Annotated in this window: 19 protein-coding genes; 3 read left to right on the top strand and 16 right to left on the bottom strand. The window is 46.3% G+C overall.

Going from position 1 to position 26,550, the window contains the following annotated elements:
• Positions 1-13 precede the first annotated feature (13 nt).
• The 14 genes from M1D69_RS05245 to M1D69_RS05180 all read right to left on the bottom strand — a co-directional run bounded on the left by M1D69_RS05245 (position 14) and on the right by M1D69_RS05180 (position 15,356).
• Positions 14-565 carry a cysteine hydrolase family protein gene (locus M1D69_RS05245; protein WP_458104352.1) on the bottom strand — a complete coding sequence of 184 codons (552 nt, stop codon included), beginning with the start codon at positions 563-565 and terminating at the stop codon, positions 14-16.
• A gap of 96 nt (positions 566-661) precedes the next feature.
• Positions 662-1,021 carry a YueI family protein gene (locus M1D69_RS05240; RefSeq protein ID WP_458106198.1) on the bottom strand — a complete coding sequence of 120 codons (360 nt, stop codon included), beginning with the start codon at positions 1,019-1,021 and terminating at the stop codon, positions 662-664.
• Positions 1,022-1,130: 109 nt separating this feature from the next.
• Positions 1,131-1,379, bottom strand: coding sequence for a YueH family protein (locus tag M1D69_RS05235; protein WP_024122689.1), 249 nt, complete (start codon positions 1,377-1,379; stop codon positions 1,131-1,133).
• A gap of 73 nt (positions 1,380-1,452) precedes the next feature.
• Positions 1,453-1,674, bottom strand: a complete 222-nt coding sequence (locus tag M1D69_RS05230) for a spore germination protein (RefSeq protein ID WP_458104353.1) — start codon at positions 1,672-1,674, stop codon at positions 1,453-1,455.
• 59 nt (positions 1,675-1,733) lie between these two features.
• Positions 1,734-2,843 carry an AI-2E family transporter gene (locus M1D69_RS05225; RefSeq protein WP_059292639.1) on the bottom strand — a complete coding sequence of 370 codons (1,110 nt, stop codon included), beginning with the start codon at positions 2,841-2,843 and terminating at the stop codon, positions 1,734-1,736.
• A 409-nt stretch (positions 2,844-3,252) separates the two neighbouring features.
• Positions 3,253-3,489, bottom strand: a complete 237-nt coding sequence (locus M1D69_RS05220; RefSeq protein ID WP_458104354.1) for a YuzF family protein — start codon at positions 3,487-3,489, stop codon at positions 3,253-3,255.
• A gap of 185 nt (positions 3,490-3,674) precedes the next feature.
• Positions 3,675-4,205 carry an HD domain-containing protein gene (locus M1D69_RS05215; RefSeq protein ID WP_458104355.1) on the bottom strand — a complete coding sequence of 177 codons (531 nt, stop codon included), beginning with the start codon at positions 4,203-4,205 and terminating at the stop codon, positions 3,675-3,677.
• 197 nt (positions 4,206-4,402) lie between these two features.
• Positions 4,403-5,134, bottom strand: coding sequence for a (S)-benzoin forming benzil reductase (locus M1D69_RS05210; RefSeq protein ID WP_458104356.1), 732 nt, complete (start codon positions 5,132-5,134; stop codon positions 4,403-4,405).
• Between the two features lie 62 nt (positions 5,135-5,196).
• Positions 5,197-5,649, bottom strand: a complete 453-nt coding sequence (gene essA, locus M1D69_RS05205) for a type VII secretion protein EssA (RefSeq protein ID WP_458106199.1) — start codon at positions 5,647-5,649, stop codon at positions 5,197-5,199.
• 31 nt (positions 5,650-5,680) lie between these two features.
• A complete protein-coding gene (esaA, locus tag M1D69_RS05200) occupies positions 5,681-8,839 on the bottom strand; it encodes a type VII secretion protein EsaA (protein WP_458104357.1) in 3,159 nt (1,052 codons plus the stop codon).
• On the bottom strand, positions 8,836-13,323 hold the full coding sequence (gene essC / locus M1D69_RS05195; RefSeq protein WP_458104358.1) for a type VII secretion protein EssC: 4,488 nt from the start codon (positions 13,321-13,323) through the stop codon (positions 8,836-8,838). The genes esaA and essC overlap by 4 nt, the downstream gene beginning before the upstream one ends.
• Positions 13,324-13,383: 60 nt before the next feature.
• Entirely contained in the window at positions 13,384-14,739 is a 1,356-nt protein-coding gene (gene essB / locus M1D69_RS05190) for a type VII secretion protein EssB (protein WP_458104359.1), read from the bottom strand.
• Positions 14,740-14,753: 14 nt separating this feature from the next.
• The gene (yukD, locus tag M1D69_RS05185) at positions 14,754-14,993 is read right to left on the bottom strand and encodes an ESX secretion system protein YukD (RefSeq protein WP_010331710.1); all 240 of its coding nucleotides are present in this window, start codon (positions 14,991-14,993) and stop codon (positions 14,754-14,756) included.
• 69 nt (positions 14,994-15,062) lie between these two features.
• A complete protein-coding gene (locus M1D69_RS05180; protein WP_003220661.1) occupies positions 15,063-15,356 on the bottom strand; it encodes a WXG100 family type VII secretion target in 294 nt (97 codons plus the stop codon).
• Between the two features lie 516 nt (positions 15,357-15,872).
• Between M1D69_RS05180 and M1D69_RS05175 the strand changes: the two genes are divergently transcribed.
• The 3 genes from M1D69_RS05175 to M1D69_RS05165 all read left to right on the top strand — a co-directional run bounded on the left by M1D69_RS05175 (position 15,873) and on the right by M1D69_RS05165 (position 19,124).
• A complete protein-coding gene (locus tag M1D69_RS05175; RefSeq protein ID WP_458106200.1) occupies positions 15,873-17,096 on the top strand; it encodes a PucR family transcriptional regulator in 1,224 nt (407 codons plus the stop codon).
• A gap of 101 nt (positions 17,097-17,197) precedes the next feature.
• Positions 17,198-18,334, top strand: coding sequence for an alanine dehydrogenase (gene ald, locus M1D69_RS05170; RefSeq protein ID WP_458104360.1), 1,137 nt, complete (start codon positions 17,198-17,200; stop codon positions 18,332-18,334).
• A 112-nt stretch (positions 18,335-18,446) separates the two neighbouring features.
• Complete coding sequence (locus M1D69_RS05165) at positions 18,447-19,124, top strand: DUF2278 family protein (protein ID WP_458104361.1); 678 nt, start codon at positions 18,447-18,449, stop codon at positions 19,122-19,124.
• 51 nt (positions 19,125-19,175) lie between these two features.
• Here M1D69_RS05165 and M1D69_RS05160 read toward each other — a convergent pair whose 3' ends face one another.
• The gene (locus tag M1D69_RS05160; RefSeq protein WP_044158967.1) at positions 19,176-19,385 is read right to left on the bottom strand and encodes an MbtH family protein; all 210 of its coding nucleotides are present in this window, start codon (positions 19,383-19,385) and stop codon (positions 19,176-19,178) included.
• Between the two features lie 13 nt (positions 19,386-19,398).
• Complete coding sequence (locus M1D69_RS05155; RefSeq protein ID WP_458104362.1) at positions 19,399-26,538, bottom strand: amino acid adenylation domain-containing protein; 7,140 nt, start codon at positions 26,536-26,538, stop codon at positions 19,399-19,401.
• Positions 26,539-26,550: the final 12 nt, after the last annotated feature.

Genomic DNA, 26,550 nt, shown 5'->3' with positions numbered 1-26,550 from the left:
TTTTTCCCCTTCCTTACTCTGCCACTTGCGCTCCGATGCTGTTTGCAAAATGGGAAAGAGCCCACGTATGCCCCTCCTGATTAAAGCTGGCAACAGCCTGTTTATGCACAACAACCCGGAAACCTTTGTTGTATGCATCAACCGCTGTGTGCAAGACACAGATATCTGTGCAGACGCCGGCTAAATGCAGCTCGTCAATCTGCCGCTCTCTGAGTTTCAGTTCTAAGTCAGTACCCGCAAAAGCAGAATATCTCGTTTTTTCCATGTAATATACATTATGATCATGTTCATGTTTCTGATATAGAGGCAAAAGCTTTCCGTACAGGTCTTTTCCTTCCGTACCCTTAATATTATGCGGTGGGAACAGACGGGTTTCAGGGTGATATTGATCCCCTTCATTGTGAGAATCTACTGCAAATACGACGTAATCACCGTTTGTGATAAAGTATTCTGTCAAATTGACGATCGCCTCTTCAATCATTCTGCCGGGCTCCCCGCAGGTCAATTTTCCATCACTCGCCACAAAATCATTCGTATAATCAATACAAATAAGTGCTTTTTTCATAGCCGGCCTCCCCGCCATCAGTATGAGAACATTATATCTTATCTCCCGTTGTAAGGGAATTGCCATGAATAAAAAGACAAACGGTCCGTTTGTCTCTTAAGATTTCAGCACCGACCGGTTAAAAATGTCGTCCTGAATATATATAGATTCATGATTTACCGCACTGTCCGCCGCAATGACAAGGCCTAAAGGCGTATGAAACTGAAGATCAGATACGACTTTAAAAGGCACTCCGTTTTGGTTCGCCATTTTCACATAAGGTGAATAAGACTGATACTGAAGCTCTCCATTGATAAGAAGAGATATATTTTTATTGCGTTTTAACGCTTGCTCCGCTTCGTCATACGGCTTGCTTCTGAGCACCTGCCCTTTCGTCATTGCCAAAAGCACTCTTTCCCGCAATGAGCCTAAAAACAAATGGCGCTCGTCAGGTTTTGTTTCCAGCGGCCCGTACATGCCTTGCTGTAAATAGAGATCCAGCGTTTCATCACTCAAAAGCTCGTCCTCCCGTCTTGTTTGTCTTCATTATCGCCTGATCCTGCGGGGGCTAAACTTTCAAGGGCTGTTACATTTCCGTTACCCAATGAATGATTTTTTTTGCCAGCTCACCAGCAGGCTCGTCTTCTGTATGCCGGCGCAAAGAAGCCTCCAGCCGTTCAGGCAGCGATGATTTTTCTTCCTCGTATGAAATAATCGTGCTCCACTCCAGCTGCGGAACGGCTACTAGCGTATGCAGCTCTTTTCTGTTTTCATGCAGATATACATCAGTGATCATTCCTGTTTGTGTGCTGATATTTGCTTTTCTGATTTTCATAACATGACCTCGCTAACTAAAAGACTATCCATATTATACAATAAAAAAGCAACAGCCTCTCTAGAAAAGGCTGTTACCCGTTAAACGAAACGGTCTCATCAATGATATCGGCATCGTTTAAAATTGTTTTACTATATTCGTTATTGATCTTCACAAAATCCCCCAGCTGAAATGTGCCAGACCCAGCACCTGTGTGATCGACGCTTTTCGGCGCAATCGCAAACACATCTCCAAAGCTGGCCGCAGCATCACCTGATATAGACATAATATATATCGGCCCTACAATCGCAGGCATTTCCCCACCTCCGCACTGATTTACAGCATCATATGCGGAAAGGAGCCAATGGTGCCCGCCTATTCAGCGGGACGTTCGTTTTCTTCAAGGCGTGACCGCTGGCGCAGCTTGATCAGCCGCACGATATTCAGGAAAAACGCTTTGACTACCGCATACACCGGCACAGCTAAAATCATGCCAAGAATGCCGCCGAAGCTTCCTGCTCCAATCAACAGCAAAATGATGGTAAGCGGGTGCGTATTCAGGCGTTTGCCGATAACGAGCGGAGAAAGCAGATTTCCGTCGAGCTGCTGAACGATCACAACCACAATGATCGCAAAAAGCGCTTTGGCCGGTGAATCCATAAAGCCGATAATAACAGCCGGCGCAGCGCCGAGAAAAGGCCCGACATAAGGAATGATATTTGTAATGGCCATGACAATTCCAAGAATCAGCGCATATGGCAGCCCGGTAATCAAGTATCCGATAAAGCACGCTGTCCCTACAAAAAGACAGATTAACAGCTGTCCCTGAAAATACGCAGCGAGTGTGTCGGATAAATCTTTAAAGATCTTTAGACCTTCTGTCCGGTAAGAAGCCGGAAGAATTTTGACTGCCAGATGCGGAAAGCGGTGTCCATCCTTCAGCATATAAAAGAGGATAAACGGAACAGTGATAATGACAAGTGTGATATTTGTCACGACACCAAACACCGCGGATAAACTGGATGTAATATTTTGCGGCAGGTTTTGGAGAAAGCTTGTCAGAGACTGTTCAATTTTTGATATGGATACATAATCCTGTGTCATCATCCAGGTAAACCACTGAGAGTGAGATAAATCCTTTGTCAATGCCTGAATCTGTTTTATATATTCAGGAAGATTGTTAAACAGCCCGGTCACCTGTGATGTAATGACAGGCCCGACTGCCGCAGAAACAAAGGCTAGCAAACCGATAAATGCTAAATAGATGAGCAGAATCGATAATGTCCGCGGCATTTTTTTCTCAAGCAGTCGGACGACCGGATTAAAAATAAAATACAGAATTCCGGCGATCAGCATCGGGAAAAACAATGTCGAGATAAACACGATAAACGGCTGAAACACAAATGAAACTTTTGTTGCTACGAAAATAATCAGCAAAACAAATAAAATTTGCAATGTCCAAAAATGGACTTTTGATTTCAACAAGCTTGTTCCTCCTAGTTTTTCTTTGTCTATCAGATAAAAGAACTTGCACCCCATCATTGTAACAAAAATGAACGGATATCAGAACTCTTAATCAGTGAACGGACTGTTGATTATACAGGCTGTGACATACGGCAGGGACGCCGCACTGATTTATGTACTTGCGGACTAGCTTAACGATTAGATTTTATCCTGCTTGATGTGAATCAAAACGATAGAATGACTGAGAGGCAGCGGCGCTGTGCTCCGTTTGCCGGGAAGCCCCGTTTATATGTAAAGGATGCGGGCGGGTATCACTTCGGTTGTTGTTCACGCTTTAAATCAGATGACCGCTTATGACGGGGCGTTTTACAGCGCTTAACTGAAAAATAGGACGTCCCGGTGTACGCCTATTTTTCAAGCGCAAGCACTGTTATACCCGTTCACTGTAATCTGGCGTGACGGAAACCATGTGCTGGATACTGATTAATAAAACAGAATTTCGGGCTGCTTCAATGATGATATGGTCCGGTTTTACATCAATCAGTCTGCCTCTGACCGTGTCTCGTCCTGTCTGGATAATGAATTTTGAGCCGATAAGCTTTTTGATGGTCTGATAGACATAAGGATCGACTAATGAGACCAGTTGAGGACTACCTTGGTTGGCCATACTTCAATCCCCTTTATATGTTTTATCTCAGCTTATGCCACGGTTAAGGATAATGACACAGGCTTACCGGATAACACAAGGGGATGCGGATACGATTGGGGAGTGTGATTCACGCGGGTGTAGGGAAATGGTGATGAAACGGAGACAGCGAAGAAAGCGGACGCTGTTCCGAATACAGGCGGGACCTATACAGGCTTTATTATAGAAGACTGGGCTTGGTCGATTAATCGGTCCAGCTTTTCTATTTTTTTCAGTGCGATTGCTTCGTCAATTTGTCGGTAATGATGGTGGCCGCCAGGTTCCTCATCAAGTTCGTCCGCTTTTTTGACAATCTGCTGCAGCGTATTTTTATCGAGTTCACCTTCAGGCAGATAGGAATCGGTATGAAGCAAAATGGCAAGGGCAATCTCCTTCGCCGCTTTCGGTTCTTCACCAAGACGAATCAAGAGCTTATGCGCCCGTTCCGCCCCTTTAATGGCATGGATGTCATTTCTTCTGTATTTCTCATAATCCCATTTTCCATCTGTATACCATTCATAATGGCCGATGTCATGCAGCAATGCCGCTTTTGCGGCTAAATCAGGGCTGATATCAGCCTTTACAGACAGCCTGTATGCATGATAGGCGCAGGCAATCGCATGAGCCACGCCGGAACGCTGTAAATATTTTTGTGCAATTGGATGGGTGAAGACATCCATTAATGTAACCTTTCTCATGGAAACCCCTCCTTTAGATATTTTTAGAATCCTAACATAATTTGCAGAGAAACTCAATTCTTATGTCATATCATTTTTGTTTACTTTTCATGTTTGTTATACCCTAAAAGCAGAGTTTCAGTCAGTATATGCAGACGAACTCCGGAATGCTTAAGCTATCGCCTTTTTATATAAAAAAAGAGCAGATTCACTCTGCTCTACAAAAACTCTTTAATATCATATATGCGCCCGTTTTCAGCGCCTGTCTCTAATAAAGAAAGCAGCGTGCCGGCAATAAAGGCCGGACTGCGAAGGCTTCCTGTTTCATTCAATTTCCGGAACCGCTCGATATCGTGGAAATCCTTTTTCGATGATGAACGGATGACGGCCTGCATGTCAGTGTCCATGACACCCGGTGAGAAAGAAATCATGTTCACCGGCCGTTCTTCGTCTTCCTGTTCAAATCCGAACGTTCTCGTAAACATATCAAGTCCGGCTTTTGAGCTGCAATACGCGCTCCACCCCTTGTATGGGTTTTTGGCCGCGCCAGAGGTAATATTAACGATTGTTTTTCTTCCGCTGAAAGCAGCAAACTGTTTTGTGAACAGCTGGCTCAAGAGCACGGGCGCTGTCAGATTAAGCTGATAATGGCGCTGCAGCTCTTCCAGAGACGCTTCTCCGGCGCGTTTGATCGGCGTTACCATTCCAGCATTATTGATCAGTGTGATGGCCGAATAATCAGCCGGATTGATGGATGAAAGCACTGTTTTGAATTGCTGATCAGCCTCTGTGAGATTGATCAGGTCGATCTGGTGCTGTGTCAGTTTCTCATGAGAAACATCTGTTGTTGTTCTGGACAGGGCATGGACGTCATGGCCTTTTTCCAGAGCCTGTAATGCAATGGCTTTCCCCAGTCCTTTTGACGCTCCGGTGATGATATAAAGTTCCATTGGAAACCTCCTCCTTCCGTTCTTATTGTACGGACCGCTTTTATGCAAAACAAGCGCGGGCCTTACGCCTTTTTATTTTCCTGCACGATAACCTTTGGTATGAGAAAAACAATACCTGCGATCCCGAGCAGAATCAGCACGGTATAGATGATCGGAAGCAGGACTGAAGAGGATTCTTTTTCTTCCATTTCCGTTGATGATGCTTTTGTGATCGGTTTCTCGGCAAATGTAATCCCAAGCTGTTTAGATTGAGCCGCGATGGTGTTGGAGCCCTCGGCATCTGTTGATGTAAACAAATCCTTTATCAGCTCGGCGTCCCGATCCTTCGGCTTATCAAAGGTAATATCCTTTTGCTCCTCAGGCAGTTCTGTTTTCTCCTCATAGGAAGAATCTTCATGCAAATAATTCGTATCGATTTCAATGTCTTTCTTTTCATATTGGTTTGGCGCGACATCCGTATTTTCTTCGGTTTCGGCAGCAGCGGCAGAGGGTATGAAAAGGGAAAAGGAGAGCATACACATCATGATCCCCTTTTCCAAGCTGCGATTACGCTTCATACGTTTCATCGATTTCCGCTGTTTTTTCTGCTATCAAGCGTATGACAAGCGGCAGAGCCGCTGCAATCAACGTAATGATCAGCAGAACCGATATTCCCATTGTAAACAAATGCCCTGTTCCGTACTGGATGTCGATATATACCTTCGACACCGGATCTTCAAATGTGAAGTTCGGCATAATCAAATCAATAAGCGGCGCAACATAGAATAAAATCATTGCCGCTGAAGCAACCCACCCAGGAATTGATCCGAACCGGAATGCCGCCCGAATAAAGGCAGAGCTTGCGACCAGCAATAAAATCGTAAATACAGACCACTTAATTGTCTGATCGTCCGGCAGTGAATAAATATTCAAACCGAACAAGCTGATCATCAAGCCGACAAGGATATTCAGAATTCCGAAAAGCGCTCCTTTGACGAGCAGCGGCGCATTTTGATAATACGAGCTGAAATATCCGATTAACAGACTGCTGATCAAAATAATAACCAGGATGACAACCGGCGGCACCGTCTGAATTTTTTCTTCCGGAACCTGACCGCTGATTTTAAGCGGATTTGCCAAGTAATCATATACATAGCCGTTGTTTTGGCCATCTACTAATGTATTGCCCAGAATGCCGTATACGTCACTGCGTACAAGCTTCGTGGAAGCAACATTTTTACCCCAGTTGTTGTTTAATGTGTCAGCTTTCGTCTGCACATCATTTACGCTTTGCTGCATGTTGGTTGTGTAATCAATAATGCCTGACTGGCGTTCAGATAATGAGCCCATCACGTCTGACATTTGCAGCACTTCCTGGCCGACCGTATCTTGCACGCTCAGTGCCATTGTGCCTGACAGGCCATCATTATTGAACGTTGCAGATTCCTGCGCCGCGCCGGTTACAAGCTGTTCTGACGCTTTTGACGCACTCTCAGAGATCTTCGTCAGTTCGTCGAGAACACCGGCTTGAGAATCACGGATATAGCTGCCGTAGTTGTCTGCAAACTCGGTCATGCCGTTGATGAAATTGTCGATGTCTTCATCGGTTTGCATCGTGTTGTTTTTGAGATTTTCCCAGCTTGCTGATTCTTCCGGTTTGATGGCTAGGACTGATTTGACGTTGCCCTGCTGGCCGTCAATGGCATTGGTTTTTGCAGTGCTATCTATGGTTCCGGATAATACTAAATCATATACAGATAGATATTTATAGTATTTCATTAAATTAGATATATTTTTAGATTTAAGTGGCTTGGTAAAACCAAGTTGATTCTTTGATTCTAAATCATAGATAGTTTTATAAATACCCTCACTAAATACTTTTTCATGTTGTTGATTTAGTTCGTCTATTTCATCCTTAAGATCATCTATTTGACCATTCAATTCTTCGATCTTCTTATAGAGCTCTTCATTATGTTTATCTTCTTTTTCTTTCAATTCTTCTTCAATTTTCTTTATTCGCTCAGACGCTTTGCTGAGCTGTTCTTTTGCTTTTGCAATATCAGAAATGTCGTCGTTTCCTGGTTGATCTTCATTTCCAGGCTCAGTCGTGCCACCGTCGCCTCCTGAATCTCCGGTTCCGTCTTCATTTGCCAGCTGGATAAATTGAAGGGCAGAGTGAGATGAAGCAGTCTGTTCGGCAGATGTGCCCGTTTCGGTTTGTCCGCTGTCTGACTCACCATTGGAGGCATCTCCGTTCTGCTCCTGACCGTCTGTTCCCTGCTGCTGGTCTTGATCCTGATTATTGCCGTCCGTTTGTCCGTCTTTCCCGGTATCACTGCTGTTATCATTGTTTCCGTTGTCTCCCTGTGTATCATCAGGATTTGTGTTGTTTCCGTCATCAGGTTTGTCAGGGTTGTCAGTGGACGGTTCGTCTGTTCCTGGATTTTCAGTTCCCGGGTCCTCTGGCGTCGGCTCCTCTTTTTCAGGTTCCTTTAGATTATCTGAAATGTCCTTAATATCAGCTGCGATGTTTTTCAGTTCTTCACGCTGTTTTTCCAGATCGATTTTCAGTTCTTCAGGATCTACTTCCTTCGGATCTTGATCATCAGTCTCAGATTCATTCCCATCAGTGATTGGTTCACGCGCGTCAACGAGAAGTCCGTATACTTGATTTAGAACATTATCTCTATAATCCTTGATGAGATCACTCTGAATCTTCGCCATTCCCATTTCTTGCAATGGCACTTGATCCTGTCTTGCCTTTTTAGCATCATTCATCGCAAGACCAGCAATCCCAAGCTGTGTTTTCACTTGGCTGATTCCTGTTGACAGGCCGCTCATCTGCTCGCTGAACTGATTGGCCTTTTGCTGTGCTGAAATGGCATCCAATCCTGTCTGGATTTGCTGCTGAGTTGAATCCTGGGCTGCCAATAGCAGCTTTTTTTGATTTTCTTGATATTCTTTGTATCGTTCAACTGTATCAACGAAGTCTTTCAGCGTGTTTTTTGCTTCCTCCGCTGTCGAAGCTTTTTCTTTTGTCGTGCCTTGGGCTTCATTCATTGATTTCTTCAGCTCATCGATTAGGTCTTTCTGGCGTTTGATTTCACCAGCCAAATCGTTAGAGCTTGGTTTGTAGAAATTGTACATGACATTTTGGAATTCAGATTCTTTATTGACGATCTTGTCAAACTCTCCTCTGATATTGTCCACTTTTTGTGAGACAAAGTTCCAATATAAGGCCGACATTTTTTTGTTCATTGTTTTCTGGGCATCTTCAAGCTCACGCTGCACTTTTTCTTTGTTAACTGCATTCAGGTTATCTTGAATGCTGAACTCAAGCGTGGCTTTTTGAGGACGCTCTTTGTCATAGCTCAAAATGTTTTTTGAGAAATCTGAGGGAATGTAGACGATCGCATCGTATTTTTTCGATTTCAGGCCTGTTTCGGCTGCACTTCGGTTCACGACCGTCCAAGAATAATCAGGACGCTCCCCCAGAACGGCAGCTACTTCCTTACCGAACTGGGCGGATTGATCATCCTCATCGTCCGCTTTCACCTCATCACTCAATACGCCTGTGTCTTCATTTACCACTGCGATTTGCCGCGTGGAATTGGCTGCTTTTTTCGCTGGATCTTCCCCGATAAACCGGAAAAACAAAACCGGCAGCAGCAAAATAATGATGACGGCGGATATTAACTTGATCAAGTTTTTTCGTTGTTCTGTCATCTAGCACTCTCCCTTTCAGCAGAACATAAAGGAATTTGAACTTTTTGCTCCTTCCCGTTTTCCACAACATATCCGAAGCCCGGCTGAATCTCCGGCTCCTGTCTTTGGTACGGAAGAGGAATGACATTTTGTTCAGATTTTTTCATCAGCAGGATAGCGTGTCTGATTTGCTTCATCTCAGTCGTCAGGGAATCATAGCCTTTGGAGAACTCACTGTGATTGCCTGCCGGAATAAAGCTGAAGCCAAGATGCGCGTAAGATTTCATAAAGTTCGCCAAGCGGTCTTGAATTCTCGTATCGATTGTCTGCTGGAATCTCGTAATTCCGTCAATCATCAGAACCACTTGAGAGAATCGCAGGCTTTGTGCGTCTCCCTGGCGAACGGCTTCTACATACATTGCTTCTCTTGTTTTAAAAATGTCTTCCGCTGTTTCAATCCACTGCTCAATATCATCTTTTGTTTCCATGTATGTGACATCTGTTTCTTTGGCATATTTGGATAAACCCCGGTCGATCGAATCAAACAAACCGATCATTTCCGTTTCATCATCAAGCAGATGCTCAAGCATCACTTTTAAGACGTTTGTTTTTCCTCGCTGTGTCTGCCCTAATATCAGGCAATGCTTGTGCTTAGCCAAGTCAAAGTACACCGGGCTGACGCTTTCTTCATGAAGCCCGATCGGCACAGATAAAGGCTTGCGTTCCAGCTTGAAGCGGAGAGAAAACTCTCTCGTCGACAGGCTTTCCGGCAGCATCGGAATCGGAGCCGGCTGCTGAAGTGAAGCATAGCGATCCTGAAGAACCTGCACTTCTGCTTTCAGCTCGTTGAACATGCCGATATCATCATCTGCTTCAACAGGCAGGAACATTTGGGCGAAATAAAGCTCTTCTTTTTGAATGATCACGCGCCCCGGGATCGGCTCAAGGCTGAACTTCGGCCGTCCGTAAATGGAATATCCCTCAGATTGATCCATCAGATAATGGACAACCTTTGTTTTCAGGTTGTTCAAGAGCGACTGGCGGACAGCATTTACGCGCGTTGCCGTCAGCATAAAGTAAATTCCCAAGCTTTGTCCGTCTCTGGAAAGCTGGACAAATTCCGATTCAAGCTCATGCATCTCATCCTTGACGATATCAAAGTTGTCGATTGTGATGAAAATGAATGGAAGCTCTTCTTCGCTCAGCGCATTGTACATTTTGATATGGCTGATTTCTTTTTCACGGAACAGACGTTTTCGGCGGTCGATTTCCTCTTTGATCCGGATCATGAACTTTTCAATTTTTCTCGACTGATCCATCAGGAAGTAATCCGCCGTGTGCGGCAGCTTCGCTAATGGCAGGAGCGTTCCATTCCCGAAATCAAAGATATAGACATGAAGCTCTTCAGGCGTGTAGACGTCTGCAAAACTCATCAGGAATGTTGCCGCTGCAATCGATTTTCCATAGCCTGAGGAGCCGAAAATGCCGATATTTCCGTCTTCCATCATTTTATAAGCAATCGGCGCCTGTCTTTGCAGATCAGGTTCATCAACATAAGCAAAGTGGAAATGGTCCTTTTCTTCTGATGGGAAAAGGGTGCGCGGGATACGTTCCGCAAGCGGCGGCAGCCAAGGGCTCGGCAGCTTCTCGATTCCCATTTCCTCTTGAATGCGTTCGATTTCGTCAACCACTGCTTCGATTTCTGACTGAACCTCTTTTTTCGCCATTTCTTCCGTGTCAACCTCAGAAAGCGGGATCAGGCCGGTATCCGTGACAATCGCGATTTCATCCTCTGTTCCGTAAACTTCCTCTAAGTAAGGGGCCCCGCTCCAGGCGGATTGGAACAGCTCGTACACTTCATTGTTTCCGACCTGCAAATAACCGCGTCCGGTAACCGTGATGTTCGCGGCATCGCTGTTTTTCAAAATCTCTTTACTATCGGTGGCGTCCTGAACTTTAAGCGCTACTTTAAAGCGCGAGTTACTCCAGATTTGGTCGTCGATGATACCGCCCGGCTTTTGTGTCGCCAAAATCAAATGTACGCCAAGGCTTCGGCCGATACGTGCAGCACTGACAAGCTCTCTGATAAAATCAGGCTCTTCGCTTTTCAGCTCTGCAAACTCATCAGAAATTAAGAATAAGTGCGGCATTGCTACTTCTGCTTTCCCCTGCTTGTACAGCTTTGTATAGTCATTGATGTGATTGACTTGATATTGATCAAACAGACGCTGCCTTTTTTTCAGCTCGCTTTTAATCGAAGCGAGCGCACGCATACTGAAGTTTTGGCTGCCTTCAATATTGGTGATCGTGCCGAGCAGGTGGGGAATATTGCGGAACGGCTGCGCCATTCCTCCGCCTTTATAGTCAATTAATAAGAAAGCCGCTTCATGCGGGTGAAAATGCACCGCAAGTGACAAGATGTAGGTCTGGAGAAATTCACTTTTCCCCGAACCTGTCGTCCCCGCAAGCAAACCGTGCGGACCGTGGGCTTTTTCGTGAAGGTTCAGATGGACAATGTCATCCTTCCCTTTATAGCCGATCGGCACCGACAGCGACTTCGACGATTCACTCGTCAGCCACCTTTGCTGGATTCCGATTTCTTTTACTTCCTTCGCATGAAAAAGCTCCAGGAACGAGACCATTTCCGGAATGGAATTCGTAATGCCCACCTGGTGATTCAGCGTGCGAAGGGTGCGTGAAAACCGTTCGTTGTCCTCGCGCTGATGATGATCGAGCCGGAACGGAATTCTTACTGCTTTTTTCTTTTGTATTAAAATGTCGCCTTCATTTTCGTTGATATAGCGGACAAGGGTCGTAATGTTTTCTGATAAACTTTCCTTTGTTTCCGCGGCGACAATTGTAGAGATGCCCAGCTGCTCATGCTGCCCTTCTAAATATTCAAGAATGACGTGCTCTGAAATCAGCTGCTGATTCGTAATGACAAATACAAAATGCGGTTTAAACTGCAGTTTTTCTTTGTCATCTTCGAGATCGCGCTCTCTGATCAATTCATAAAGTGAGGACAGGAGCTGGTCACGCGTTTGTTCATTATAAATAAAGCCTTTCGCATAAATATGGGGCATTTGAAATTGCGGAAGCCACTTCATCCACTCCCAGTCTTTATACTCCTCTTCATGAAAAATAAAGACGAAGCGCAAATCGTGATAGCTGTTGAAAAACGAAAGCTGGCCGATCAGCTGGTGAATCTCATTCTTAACAATCTGCGATTTCCCGACAAGGCCCATCGGCCCCTCCGCCAAATCGACCGTAACCGGCGCATTGCGAATGTCCTTATAGACACGCTGCATATGCTGCGATTTCTCCATAAGGTCATCAATATCACGGTTCGCCAAGTCTCCGCCGCTCATATTGATTTCATAACTTGCAGTGACTGTTCCGGTCCCGAGCCGAACCTGGAGATAATCCTTGCTTTCGAGTGATTTTTCCCAAATTCGGTCACTGATTTCACTTGTTAAGTACTTCATTTGTTCAAAAGAAGGAAAATGAAAGTCAAGAACCTGCTTTTGCTTTTCAGCAAGCGCTTGAAGCTCTTTTCTCTTATTATCTAAGTAAAGCTTATACACACGCTCCCGCTTTTCCTCGCGTTTTTTCCGCTGGTTTTTATCCCGGAAATATTGAACGGTCGAGGTAATAAGGGTCATCATAAACATCGCCAGAGAAACGAGTATAAATATGCCTCGCGGCTGGATGATCGCGACAACGCCCATCACGATCAGCATCACAAGCGGAGGCAGGATGACGAGCCACAGCCCTCTATTGGTTTGATCGCTCTCCTGAGAGGGAAAACTGAAGGACACACGGTCATCTGGCAAATCGTACACCATCCGCGGCGTTCTTCTGTACTGCGGATATTTCTTCTGCATTTCTGTGCTTGGTTTGACTGTTTTGGTTAACATTGTTTCAAGCGGTGTGTAATGAACGATTTCTAAGAGGTCTTGTTCAGTTACTCTCATTTGCGTAAAGTTCCAGAATATTTCATCCCCCGGCTTGAGCGGTGCAGCACCTATTACCTTCTCTCCGTTTAAGAACACATTCCCGCTTTTTGGGAGAATCGACCATTTCTCGCCGATATGCAGTAATGAAAATGTGCTTTGCTCCGCAAAAGCAAAATCATTCGGGTTCAGATAGATATCTGCATCTGTCTTTTCTGAAGAACATGTCATTTCGTCTCTGTTTCCTGTAAAATAAACGGATTTTTCAGGTTTGCCGGCAATTAAAAACAGACGTATCTCCTGTTGATCCGTTTGAAGAGAAAATGATGTATCAGTTTCAAGACTGCCCAGGCAATCATTTCCCAGGAAAACATCGTACTGGCCGCCGGATTCCTTCCTCTGAAGAGAAATTACTCCGTTCTCAAACGGAATGGTGCCGATCGTTATGGAATCCTTCACCTCAGGCCCTATGGTCACCGGCTGGGACGCCGGGAGATCAGACAGTTTTAGTTTTTGGACGTTTTGCTGATAGAAAACCCATAATAGACTCAAATGGCGAACCCCCTAACGGCCGAAATACGGCGTGCGATGACCTGAACTTCATGTTTCACTTTATTTGTCATCTTTTTTCTCATCTTTCTTTTCTTTCTCTTTTTTCTCTTGTTCTTCTTTTTTCGCTTTTTCCTCGGCTGCGGCTTTTTCTTCTGCCGCTTTCTCTTCAGCTTGCTGCTTTTCTTTATCTGATTGTTCTTCAGCGGCTTGGCTGGCTGTATCAGTTTCTGCCGTGCCTGTTATCGCTTCTTCTTTTTGTTCTTTCATTTGTTTGGTAATTTGGTCGATCTCGCTTTGTACCGTATCCAATTCTTTTTGCTTTTCATCATCTTTCATACTGTCATCTGCTAATATCTCAGCCTTATATCGAATCAGCCCCAGCCCGATGTACGGGTTATACTCCAGCTTTCTTCCGATACTAACGGCTTCTTTATTCTCGCCTCTCCCTATGTCTATCCAATAAAGAAAGTGCTGTGGATCTGATTGCAGCGTGACCAAATTATTTTCAATTTGTTTCTTTTGAGTGTCGCCTAATTTTTCAACCTCAACATAAGACATTGCAAGCTGATACTGCACTGATTCAGGCAGGCTTTCCGCATCATATTTAGCCAGCGTGTTGATGACCCCGCTGTACTGCTTGTTCAAGAAAGCGCGGTTGCTTTCCACAATCGCCTGATGCTTCGGCTGCGCGAAAAATAAAGCGTACATCGAATAAATCAGAGCCGGCACAAGCAACACAATGAGTCCCAGGCCGATATATCTTTGGATGTTCCATTTCTTTTTCGGGATATGTATGTATGTTTTTGCTTTGGCTTCGAGCTCATCGATATGTGTCTGAATCAGCTCGAGCAGTTCATCATAGGACTTCGCGTCCAATATCGCTTTTGCCTCCGGAGAGAATGTCAGCGTTTCATTGAATTTCAAATAGTCCTCAAATGTAAAAGCGCCGTCGACTGCCAAAGCCGCTGCGGCTTTCAGCTCCTGCCAGACTCTTTCCTCATCGTGCTCGTAAGGCGGAATGCTTTCTTTTACGCCGTAATGAAGAAAATATGGGGTCAGTCCTTTATCGAATACAATGTTTTCCGGGGCCACAATCAAATGCAGCCTTGATAACTTGTGCTGCTGTACAGCCTGAACAAGCTGATAGGCAAACTGCCATTTGCTTTTTTTATCTTTAGCTTTTATCAAGCGAAATTCTTTATAGGAGGGAGGAGGTTGGATTGTGATGATCACTTCGTCTTCCGTCACATCGATCTCTTTATGAAAAGATGGATTTACATCCTTGATCACGTTCGCTTCGAGACCGTCCAGAAGCTTTATTTTTTCCCGTTGAAAGGTAAATGTATAGCCGTCTTCCGTTTTCTGAGAAGCAGCTTCTAATTGGTTTTCTAAATATGATGTTTGTTCACCTGACATTCAACCAGATCCTTTCATAATATTTCAAGCCGGTCTCCGCTTGTAATGCCGCAATCAGATAGCTTGCATTCTCCGGAAAACACCGTATCCTTATTGACCACTCTGATCCAGTGCCCTTCGCGCGGAGGTATGGAAACGCTTTGGGCCTGCCAAGCGATGTCAATGACTTTTTTCACCGGGTGGTAATCTGACAATCTGAGATCAAAGACACTTCCGTTATAATGTTTCAAATCTATCGTAATATCAATATACATGTTCATTCACCCTTACATAGAAAGAGCGCCGTCTTCTGGTGAATCAGGCGCTCCTTCCCTTTCATACTGTTATCCGCGGATTTGATTTGCGATGTCTTGGTCAGTAGACTCAAGAGTATTTGCTGTTTGATCAAGCTGCTGGTTTACATCTTGAAGCAAATCTGACATTTTGATAAATGAAGGTTTGAGCTGCTCGTATTGATCTGCGAACGCTTCGCTAGAAGCACCTTCCCACATGCTTTTTAAATCAGAGATCATACGGTTTAAACGATCAACCTGATTTAATACTTCTTGGCTTTCAACGCCATATTGCTTCGCCATCGCTCTTAGCTCTTCGGGTGTGACACGAATTAATCCTGCCATATTCCTCATTACCTCCTGTGCCATCAGCCTAAATATGGGCTAATTCACTTATTTTTAGAACGTAATTATTATAAAAACAGTTTTTCGGTACAGTCAAACAAATATGTTTTAATTTTACAAAATGAGTCCAATGGTTTACCTCTCACTCATTAAAAATTACATATTTTGTTAAATAAGTAGGTTTATTTTCTCAATCCACCTCGCCTTCTTCAAATAATCCAAAAGGCCCAAATGATTCTCTAACTCCCAAAAAAAACCTTTCGGAAAATTTGATGCTACAGCACCATCTCTGAAAGGTTCAGTTTTTCAGAAATATTCATCAGTCAGTTCCTGGCCCAAACAGAACATGTATTTCATTATATTTAAAAAGTGTTTTTTGACTTTGTTCACTTCTATTATACTGTCATTCTTTGTTGTTGATTTTCACAAACAAGAACAATCATAATAAAAGCAAGACAATTTGCTGTCAAAGAGAACAAAGAATAAAAGGATGGAAAAGTAGGGATAATGATGACCATGCCAAAGGATCCGTTTAAATACAGTTTTGACAGACTGGAAGATGTGGCTGACCATATCAGTGAAGTGCTGCAATGTCCGATCACCATTGAAGATGTGAACCACAAACTGCTAGCCTACAGCACCCACAGCGATTGTACTGATCCTGCACGGACGTCTACGATCATTGGCAGAAGAGTGCCAGAGAAGGTTATTAATAAATTGTGGAAAGACGGGACGATTCCCGCACTGCTAAAAACGGACCAGCCGATCAGAGTGAAGGAAATTGACGAAGTCGGACTAAGCAACCGCGTCGCGATTTCGATTTGGAAGAACAACCAGGTGCTGGGGTTTATTTGGGCGCTTGAAATTCAAAAAACACTGTCGGATGATGATCTGCTGACATTAAAAATGGCGGCTAACGCAGTCAGAAACAAGCTGCTGAAGCTCCAAATCCGAAAAACGAAAAATGAGGAGCGCAGCCAAGAATTTTTCTGGAAAATGCTGACCGGACACATCTATCAAGAACAGGACATGACGGATGGGTTTAACAAGCTTGGAATGGTCGTTCCCTCTGAATTTTCCGTGATGATCATCCGGGTAAACGGCGAGCTGACCGAAAAAACAGAACAGCAGCTTCATTATATGCAGGAAACGACCCAGCAGGTTCATGCTCTGCTGACAACCGTTGATTCCAATGAACTTATCATTTTAACCGCGCCAAAAACGGATCGTCCTTTTCAAGATTTAAAACAGTTCGCTTTCAGCACGCAAAGGCAGCTGAGGGAACGTTATAAAATAGAGGATGCTTCTATTGCAATTGGCGGAATATACAACTCCATTTCGTTTGTCTGCCGTTCATATCAGGAAGCATTGTCCGTATTAAAAGCAAAGGAACGGTTTGCTGAAGAAACCAAGCATCTTTTCAGTTTTTCAGAATTAGGCATTTATCAATACTTGGACGTGTTAGATGAGAAACGGAAGCAAACGGGATATTTCAACTACTCCCTTTCAAAACTCGAGCAGTACGACCGGGATCACCAGTCCAATATGGTCGAAACGCTCGAACGTTTTATTGAAGCCGACAGCAATGTGAATACCGCCTCTAAGGTCTTAAATATTCACGTTAATACATTGAATTACCGGCTGAAGCGAATCAGCCAGATCGCTGAGATCGATTTAAAAAATGTGAATCATAAGTTTACTATATATTTGGATATCAAACTTCGAAACAAGGGTTTGTGAAATTTCACAAACCCTTGTTTTTTTATTTTCTTTTTCAAACAAAGAATTTTCCAAAAAATCAAGCTACACTAAACATATCACATATACGGGGGGAAATAGATATGATCATCGGGGTTCCTAAAGAGATAAAAAACAATGAAAACCGTGTCGCATTGACGCCTGGGGGCGTTTCACAGCTCGTTTCAAACGGTCACCGCGTGCTGGTTGAATCAGGCGCAGGCCTTGGAAGCGGCTTTGAAAATGAAGCTTATGAGTCAGCAGGAGCGGAAATCATTGCTGATCCGAAACAGGTCTGGGACGCTGAAATGGTCATGAAGGTCAAAGAACCGCTTCCAGAAGAATATGCATACTTCCGGAAAGGGCTTGTACTGTTTACTTACCTCCACTTAGCGGCTGAACCGGAGCTTGCACAGGCACTGAAGGATAAAGGCGTCACAGCGATCGCGTATGAAACGGTAAGTGAGGGGCGGACATTGCCGCTGCTTACACCGATGTCCGAGGTGGCAGGCAGAATGGCAGCGCAAATCGGAGCGCAGTTCCTAGAGAAACCTAAAGGCGGAAAAGGAATCCTCCTTGCCGGAGTGCCTGGCGTTGCCCGCGGAAAGGTAACCATTATCGGAGGAGGCGCGGTCGGAACCAACGCGGCGAAAATGGCTGTCGGCCTGGGTGCAGATGTGACAATCATCGACTTAAACGCAGATCGCCTGCGTCAGCTTGATGATATATTCGGCCATCAAATTAAAACGTTAATTTCTAACCCGGTCAATATCGCCGACTCGGTAGCCGAAGCGGACCTTCTCATTTGCGCCGTGTTAATCCCTGGTGCTAAAGCTCCGACGCTTGTCACAGAGGAAATGGTGAAGCAAATGAAGCCTGGTTCAGTGATTGTGGACGTTGCAATTGACCAAGGCGGCATCGTCGAAACTGTCGACCACATTACGACACACGATCAGCCGACATATGAAAAACACGGCGTCGTTCACTATGCTGTTGCGAACATGCCGGGCGCTGTGCCTCGCACTTCAACAATTGCTTTAACGAACGTCACGGTTCCATATGCGCTGCAAATCGCAAACAAAGGGGCAGCACAAGCACTCGCAGACAATGCGGCACTAAGAGCGGGATTAAACACAGCAAACGGCCACGTAACCTATGAGGCTGTTGCCAAAGATTTAGGATACGAATATGTCCCTGCCGAGAAAGCCTTACAGGATGAATCATCTGTGGCGGGCGCTTAATTCATATGGAGCTTGCAGAAAAATTTCTGCAGGCTTTTTTATCTTTTAAAAAGGAAAAAGGAAATGATGTCTCGAATTAAAACGAAGAACTTGATCATAAAGGAGGATTCATATGGCTGTTCAGCAATATGGCGTGTTAAAAGGCGTTGTCTTAGATATGAAGCGGGAAACAGATGATGACAGTCCTCATTTCCAAGTGAAGATGCTCGGTGAAGAGAATACGTATTACAGGTGCGCCATCAATGTCATGTCCAGTTCCGAGGAATCAGAAGTATTGTATTTAGCTGATGATCAGTTTGATTCGAGCTCAATTACCATTCTTCCGAACATGCCGTATGGATATACGAAGATCAATGACGAAAACCGTGAAATAGCCCTGGATTATGTGCGGGGCAATCTTTTTGATCCTCGGGAAATGAAGCCTTTGCCTCATGAAATCACGGGGCCTGATAATGATTTAAATGACTTTATTGAAACGTATATGAAGAAAGCAAAAGAAGAGAAAGCGCCGGTTTATATATTTGGATCAAAATTTGGACCTGAACAGGCGGCAGATAAAATATTCGGCTTTACCCCGACAAACGGTATGCACAATATCCACATGAATCAAGGCAATGCGCTGGATACTCGCTGGAAAAAAGACAACGGCTCTTGGCATGACGGAGGTATTCTGATTCAATTTGCCGATCAGTGGGCGGCTGTGTTTTTGGCGTTCTTATCCCAGTCATGGTGTACGGATGAAAACGGGAACCCCGTCAGAGATTGCGATCATACCCAAACGTCTGCGTAAGATAGAAAAAGAGACTGCCTGCCGCAGTCTCTTTTTTTACCGTCAATGCATTTAGACATTTTCGACAGGCTTTAGGCTGTTCGGCCTCATATCGCTCCAATGCGATTGGATGTAGTCCAGACAAGCCTCACGCCCTTTTTGTTCATGAACGACTGTCCAGCCGCTCGGCACATCGATAAAGCCGGGCCACAAGGAATATTGGCCCTCTTCATTGATGAGAACAAGGTATATGCCATCCGCATTTTCAAAAGGATTTGCCATTGCTTTTCCTCCTTTATTGATTCATTTCTTCCAATTTAGCCGCCAGAACCCGGCCGATGACTGCGAGCGGTTCCGGCTGACAGAGATCTTTATGGCGGCAGTCAATGTCGATTTGTTCAATTTGTCCGTCAATATAAGGCTTCCACGAATCAGGTTCAATCGGGTCAAACCATTCAGGAATGATAGTTGATCTGAAAAACAGAACATTTCCACGGAAGGTTTTCGGTGCATATGAGCCTAAAATGCCAACAGAATTGACGTACGTATTCTTTAGATTCAAAATGACCGATTCGTCCAGACTGGCAAGTGCGCTTCCGTCTCGCCGCAGAATCTCAATGGCTGTTTCAAAATCAAGCGGTTTGTCTCCTAAGCTGTCTGGGTCGTACCCGCCTAACGCGAGGAGGGCAATAAGCGCTTCCTCATCATCCGGTGCCTCTTTTATAGGAAGGAAGTGGTTTGGGTAGGCGTCCAGCATCACCAATAGAGAAACGTCTTCCCCTTGCTTTTGCAGCTGTGTTGCCATTGCTTGAACGACATTTCCGCCTAAGGACCAGCCAAGCAAATGGTACGGCCCTTTCGGCTGGATCGTCCGAATCTGTTCTATATAGTCGGCAGCCATGTCATCGAGTGTTTTCGGAAGCGCCTCCTGCTGTCCAATTCCGCGCGCTTGCAGTCCATAGATGGGATAATCCGTTCCTAAAGATGTCATCAGTCCGGCATAACACCAGCTAAGTCCGCCCGCCGGATGTACGCAAAACAACGGAAGCCGGTCTCCGCTTGTTCGGAGCGGCAGCAAAACATCAAGTGCGCTTTGGCTTGATCCCATCTCCAGTCTTTCGGCAAGCCCCGCCACAGTCGGCGCTTCAAATAGATTGCCGATGCTGAGTTCAACCCCGAGCGCTTCACGTATGCGGCTCATCAGCTGAACTGCGAGCAGGGAATGTCCGCCCAAATCGAAGAAACGGTCATCAATACCGACACGCGGCAAATGAAGCACTTCCATAAACAAGTCACAAAGGATTTCTTCTTGCGGGGTTCTCGGCCCGCGACCTGTCACCGCAGAAGCAAAATCTGGAGCAGGCAGCGCTTTACGGTCAAGCTTTCCATTCGGCGTCAGCGGCAATTCTTTCATCGTCACAAAGGCTGAAGGCACCATGTAATCTGGCAGTCTCTCAACAGCATACCTGCGCAGTTCCGCCGTATCAAACGTTTCTTCCGAGGAAGGTATGACATAAGCTGCCAAACGTTTATCTCCCGGCTGGTCCTCACGAACGATCACTGCCGCATCTTCCAGCTGTGAATGCTGAACAAGCGCAGCTTCAATTTCTCCCAGTTCAATCCGGAAGCCCCGAATTTTCACTTGATGATCGGCACGGCCGACATAATCGAGAGAACCATCAGCACGCCTGCGGGCTACATCTCCCGTGCGGTACATCCGTGTGCCCGGAGGCCCGAACGGGTCAGCGATGAAGCGTTCCGCCGTTAAACCGGGCCGTCCTAAATAGCCTCGGGCCAATCCGGCGCCTGACACATACAGTTCTCCAGCCACACCCGGCGGAACCGGCTGTAAACGCTCATCCAGCACATACACCCCAAGATCGGGAATTCCGCAGCCGATCAGGCTGTTTGCTCTTAAAGCTGCAATATTCCGGTCTAATTCGATATAGCTGACGTGCACTGTTGTTTCAGTAATACCATACATATTGATCAGTTTCGGCGCCTGTTCAGGGTGGCGATGATACCAATCCTCTAAACGGCTGAGTTCAAGCGCTTCTCCGCCAAAAACAACATATCGAAGGCTGAGCGCCTGTCCGAGATCAGGCTGCTCCCTTTCCGCCTGCATAAACTGATAGAACGCTGATGGTGTCTGGTTCAAAACAGTCACACCCTCTTTTACCAGCAGGCGCAGAAACGCTTCCGGAGATCTGCTGATGTCATGAGGCACGATAACAAGGCGGCCGCCGTGCAGCAAAGGTCCCCAAATCTCCCAAACAGAAAAGTCAAACGCGTAGGAATGGAACATTGTCCACACGTCGTCTGAACCGAAATGGAACCAGTGATCGGTCGCTCCAAATAACCTCGTCACATTTTGGTGAGGAATCATGACGCCTTTTGGAACGCCTGTTGAACCGGATGTATAAATAACATAAGCCGTGCTGAACGGTGACAGCGGGCGTATCCTGTCCGTATTATCCGGATTCAAAGGGCTGTATGTTTTTAGTTTCTCGCGTAATTCCGGATCATCGAGCACAATGTTCTGCACATTTTCTGCAGGCGGGATTTGATTTTCCGCCTGTGAGCTCGTGATGATAAACGCAGGCCGCGCATCGCTCAGCATAAAAGCGATGCGGTCAGCCGGATAGTCCGGATCAAGCGGCAGGTATGCAGCTCCCGCTTTTAGTACCGCTAACAGGCTAACAGTCATATCCAATGAGCGAGGCAAAGCTAATGCCACAAATTGCTCCGGTCCGACGCCTTTGCTGATCAGCAGCCTGGCAAGCCGGTTCGCCCTTTCATTCAGCTCCATATAGCTCATCGCCTGATCTTCATAAACGACAGCAATGGAATCAGGGCTCAGCGCAGCTTGTTTCTCAAACAGCTCCGGGAGACACGCTTGCGGAATCTTTTCAGAAACACTTTGCCAATCCGTTACCGTGATACTGCGTTCCTCTGGTGCAAGAATATCCAGTCTTCCGATTTCCTGATCAGGATCAGCCCCGGCAGCCTCAAGCAGCCGCAGAAGGCGCTCAGCAAGAGCTTGAACAGTTTCTCGTTTAAATAGATCGGTGCTGTACTCAAGCAGTCCTTCCAGTCCATTTGGTGTCCCGTCATCAAGACGGCTTTCACTGATTTCTAATGTTAAATCAAATTTGGCAGATCCTACGCTGTGAATGCGCAGGCTGCTTTCTGTATCAGGCAGGCTCAGCTCTGCGTCAGGTGTGTTCTGGAACGCGAGCATGACTTGGAATAATGGATGCGTGGCCCGGGAGCGAGCAGGATTGAGCACCTCTACAAGTCTTTCAAACGGCAGATCCTGATTTTCATATGCTGCCAGATTCACTTCCCGCACTCTGTCAAGAAGCTCACGGAAACTCGGATCACCAGAGGTGTCTGTTCTGAGCACCAATGTATTGATAAACAGTCCCACAAGATCACTAAGCGCATCGTCATTCCGCCCCGCAATCGGGCTTCCAATCGGAATATCAGTTCCAGCTCCGAGCCTTGTCAGCAAGGCGGCAAGTCCTGATTGAAGCACCATAAACAGACTTACTCTATTGGCACGGGCCAGCTCCAGCAATCGGCTGTGAAGCTCTGAGTCTATATGGAAATGGATTGTATCCCCTTGATGACTCGGCTCAGCAGGTCGTGAATAATCGGTTGGCAGCTCGAGCTGATCGGGCAGATCTTTCAGTCTATCTTTCCAGAAAGCAAGCTGACCGGCAATCAAACTGTCTGGATCATGCTCGCTTCCGAGCAGACTTTGCTGCCAGAGCGCATAATCCGCATACTGCACAGCAAGCGGTGTCCATTCGGGAGCTCTCCCGTGACAGCGGGCGGTATAAGCAGCAGCCAGATCACGAGTCAGAGGAGTCAATGACCATCCGTCGCCGACAATATGATGCACGAGCAGCAGCAACACGTACTCGTCAGGACCGATAACAAAAAGCTCGGCCCGGAAAGCAGGCTCAGCTGCAAGGTCAAAGCTGTAGCGAGCAGCATCGGCAAGCCTCTCAGAAAGCTCCTCTTTCTTCATTTCTGTAACATATAAATCAGGACGGGCTTGATCGGCGTCCAAAATGCGCTGATAAGATGTCCCCTGTGATTCAGGGAAAATGGTCCGAAGGCTTTCATGGCGGCTGATGAGATCATATAGGGCCGCTTGCAGCGCTTCTTGGTTCAGTTCACCTGAAAGACGGACGGCAACCGGGATATTATATGTAGGACTTGGCCCTTCCAGACAATGGAGGAACCATAGCCGGCGCTGTGCAAAAGAGAGCGGAATGTTCTCGGGACGTTCCGCTCTTTGCAAAGCGGGACGGACACTCTGCGCCTGATCAAGATGTGCAGCAAGTCCGGCAACTGTCGGTTCGTCAAAGAGCTTGGCGATGCCCAGCTCAGCTCCCATTGTCTCTCGAATACGGCTCATCAAACGGGCCGCAAGGAGAGAATGGCCGCCCAGCTCGAAGAAACTGTCATCGATGCCTACGCGTGCAAGACCCAGAACCTCGGCAAACAGATCACACAGTATCTCTTCTTGAGGCGTTCGCGGTCCCCGATCAGTGACAGACGCCCCAAAATCAGGTGCCGGCAATGCTTTCCGGTCAAGCTTGCCGTTAGGTGTTAATGGCAGTTCATCGATCTCCACAAATGCCGCAGGCACCATATAATCAGGCAGACTGGCACCGACATAACGGCGAAGCTCAGCAATATCTAGAGCTGAAGAAACGACCAGATACGCCACCAATCGTTTATCTCCCGGCTGGTCCTCTCGAACGACAACCGCAGCCTGTTTCATTTGCGGATGTTTGGCAAGCACGGCATCAATTTCTCCAAGCTCAATGCGGAAACCGCGAATCTTGATTTGATGATCGGCCCGCCCGATGTAATCCAGAGACCCATCCGCACGCCAGCGGGCCTGGTCTCCGGTTCGGTACATTCGTGTGCCCGGCGGTCCGTACGGGTCAGCAACAAAGCGCTCCGCCGTTAAATCAGGGCGCCCTAAATATCCGCGGGCCAATCCGGTTCCCGCAATATAGAGTTCTCCAACAATGCCTGGCGGAACGGGCTGCAAACTATTATCGAGCACATATATCTGCGTATTCCAAATCGGCTTTCCGATCGGAGGCACACCCTGTACTCCTTTTTCGAGAAAAGCTGCCGCAGACCAAATGGTTGTTTCAGTAGGTCCGTATAAATTAGTCACTGGACAATCAATCGCCTGCAACGCCTCCAAAAGCCCGCTCGGAAGCGCCTCTCCCCCGACAAGCACCCTGAGCTCCCGAAGTTTCTCAGGTTCGTTTGTGACTAACGCATGCCACAGGGTCGGCGTTGCCTGCATAATCGTTATATCAAAATATTCAATCATTTCAGCTAATGCCTGCGGCTCACGGGTTGTTTCTTTTTGAGCAACAACAATACTAGCTCCGCTGATAAGCGGGAGGAATAATTCTAAAGCAGAAATATCAAACGCGACAGTCGTCACAGCCAGCAGCCTGTCTTGTTCATTGAGAGAAAATGTCTCCTGCATAGACAGCAGAAAATTACTTAAACTTTTCAGCGTGACAACAACACCCTTTGGCCTTCCTGTTGATCCTGATGTATAGATGATATACGCCGGATGGGCAAGAGATACATGTACATTTGGGTTGTCGGCAGAATAACGCTTCACAATCTCTTTTGTCACAGGCAGATCCAGCACAAGCTGCGGTGCCGTTAGATCGTCAGGCAGAGTGTCTGCAATTTCCTCAGTCGTTATCATGCATGATGGCTTTGCATCCTTCAGCATGTATGAAATTCTGTCGGCAGGAAACTCCGGATCAAGCGGAAGATAAGCAGCACCAGTCTTTAGTACGGCGAGCATTGCAGCTACCATCTCGGAAGACCGCGGCAGGGCCAAGGCGACAAACTGCTCCGGCCCAATCCCTTTTTCTATCAAAAGATGCGCGAGGCGGTTTGCTTGTTCATTCAGCTCTTGATAGCTTAATTGAATGTGATCGCAAATCAGGGCGATACGTTCAGGGGAACGGTCAGCCTGCTCCTGAAACATATCTGGAAGGCTGAGCAGCCGCTCGGATTTTGCTGTCTCATTCCATTCGCTTATGACCCGTGCTTTTTCTGCAGGCAAAAGAAATTCCATTTGCCCAATCAGCATATCCTCACCGGCTGACGCCGTTTGTAAAAGCTGTAAGATCCGCTGCTGATGGACCTTTATTTCTGTCTCGCTGTATACTTCAGGATTGGCATCCACATCAATTCGCAGCCCGCTTCCGTCTGTTCTGTCATAGACATTTATCGACAAATCATCAACAGGACCGGCTGACAGATTGTACGTCGTCCCCCGGGCTCCCGCAAAGTCGAGACCGTAATCAAAAGGCATAAGATTAATTTGCGGTCCAAATAATCTATGGTTTTCTCCTATTAGTTTCAGGTCCCGCCGCAGTTCCTCATGGCGGTATTTATGATGCTGCCGGATACTGCGGATTTCCCGGGAAATTTGCAGCACAAGCTCAGAAAAGCTCATCGATGGACTCACAAACAGCCTCAGCGGGAGAAGATTCATCACCATAGCCGGAACATTCAAGGATGCCGATCCCATCCGTCCCATCATAGGCAGTCCGAGCACAACATCCTCAGAGCCGGTCATACGGTGCACATAAGCAGCTGATACCGCAATCACGACTTCATGCCAGCTTCCGGCGTAATAGCGCGCCGCCTCTTTCAGCGCGTTTACATCTGATGGCGGCAAATAAGCAGTCTGGCGCAGAAAGCTTTTTGAGGTTCTCGGCGCACGTTCTGCTAAACTGACAACTTCAGGCCTGTCCGCAAAACGATTCAGCCAGAATTGCCGATCCTCTTCATATGTTTCAGACGCGCGGTACGCTGCGTCTTCCTCCAAAATATCCTGCAAAGAGCCGAAGGAACGATCATCAGCGGACCGTCCTCCTGCAAGTGCAGTATAAGCATGTGCAACCCGCTGGGCAATCAGAGAAAACCCAAAGCCGTCGATCGCAATATGGTGAATGCGCTGATACCAAAAGAAACGCTGTGGCCCGGCTTTAAACAAAGCTTCGCGGAACAATGGGTCATGCTGTAAATCGACCGGCTTTGCCAAATCAGCTTTCATCCAGTGTAAAGCTGTCTTTTCCGGATCAGGCTCAAAGCTGACGTCAATGACTTGGAGCTGTACATCCGGTGATGGATTCATCATCTGCCAAGGCCCGTCCATATCTTCACCAAAGCGGACATGAAGTGATTCCGCTTCTTTTATCACGTGCCGTAAAGCTTCTTCAAATAGAGAAATGTCGATTGGGCCGTTGATTTCTATATATTCGGCTGTATTGTAGATTGGATTGTCCGGATCAAGCTGCTGAGCAAACCAAATACCGGTTTGCGCTCCGGTTAAAGAATATTGAAGTTCTTTTGTATCAGGCATCCGTTTTTTTAC

This window comes from Bacillus sp. PK3-037, assembly GCF_054161355.1.
The sequence above is the reverse complement of the archived record's forward strand: the minus strand, read 5'-3'. Positions and strand labels throughout refer to the sequence as shown.

Bases quoted from the DNA above. Each gene is read 5' to 3' on its own strand.
- M1D69_RS05245 (WP_458104352.1), bottom strand. From the start codon at position 565: ATGAAAAAAGCACTTATTTGTATTGATTATACGAATGATTTTGTGGCG.
- M1D69_RS05240 (WP_458106198.1), bottom strand. From the start codon at position 1,021: ATGTACGGGCCGCTGGAAACAAAACCTGACGAGCGCCATTTGTTTTTA.
- M1D69_RS05235 (WP_024122689.1), bottom strand. From the start codon at position 1,379: ATGAAAATCAGAAAAGCAAATATCAGCACACAAACAGGAATGATCACT.
- M1D69_RS05230 (WP_458104353.1), bottom strand. From the start codon at position 1,674: ATGCCTGCGATTGTAGGGCCGATATATATTATGTCTATATCAGGTGAT.
- M1D69_RS05220 (WP_458104354.1), bottom strand. From the start codon at position 3,489: ATGGCCAACCAAGGTAGTCCTCAACTGGTCTCATTAGTCGATCCTTAT.
- M1D69_RS05215 (WP_458104355.1), bottom strand. From the start codon at position 4,205: ATGAGAAAGGTTACATTAATGGATGTCTTCACCCATCCAATTGCACAA.
- M1D69_RS05210 (WP_458104356.1), bottom strand. From the start codon at position 5,134: ATGGAACTTTATATCATCACCGGAGCGTCAAAAGGACTGGGGAAAGCC.
- essA (WP_458106199.1), bottom strand. From the start codon at position 5,649: ATGCTCTCCTTTTCCCTTTTCATACCCTCTGCCGCTGCTGCCGAAACC.
- esaA (WP_458104357.1), bottom strand. From the start codon at position 8,839: ATGACAGAACAACGAAAAAACTTGATCAAGTTAATATCCGCCGTCATC.
- essB (WP_458104359.1), bottom strand. From the start codon at position 14,739: ATGTCAGGTGAACAAACATCATATTTAGAAAACCAATTAGAAGCTGCT.
- yukD (WP_010331710.1), bottom strand. From the start codon at position 14,993: ATGTATATTGATATTACGATAGATTTGAAACATTATAACGGAAGTGTC.
- M1D69_RS05180 (WP_003220661.1), bottom strand. From the start codon at position 15,356: ATGGCAGGATTAATTCGTGTCACACCCGAAGAGCTAAGAGCGATGGCG.
- M1D69_RS05175 (WP_458106200.1), top strand. From the start codon at position 15,873: ATGCCAAAGGATCCGTTTAAATACAGTTTTGACAGACTGGAAGATGTG.
- ald (WP_458104360.1), top strand. From the start codon at position 17,198: ATGATCATCGGGGTTCCTAAAGAGATAAAAAACAATGAAAACCGTGTC.
- M1D69_RS05165 (WP_458104361.1), top strand. From the start codon at position 18,447: ATGGCTGTTCAGCAATATGGCGTGTTAAAAGGCGTTGTCTTAGATATG.
- M1D69_RS05160 (WP_044158967.1), bottom strand. From the start codon at position 19,385: ATGGCAAATCCTTTTGAAAATGCGGATGGCATATACCTTGTTCTCATC.
- M1D69_RS05155 (WP_458104362.1), bottom strand. From the start codon at position 26,538: ATGCCTGATACAAAAGAACTTCAATATTCTTTAACCGGAGCGCAAACC.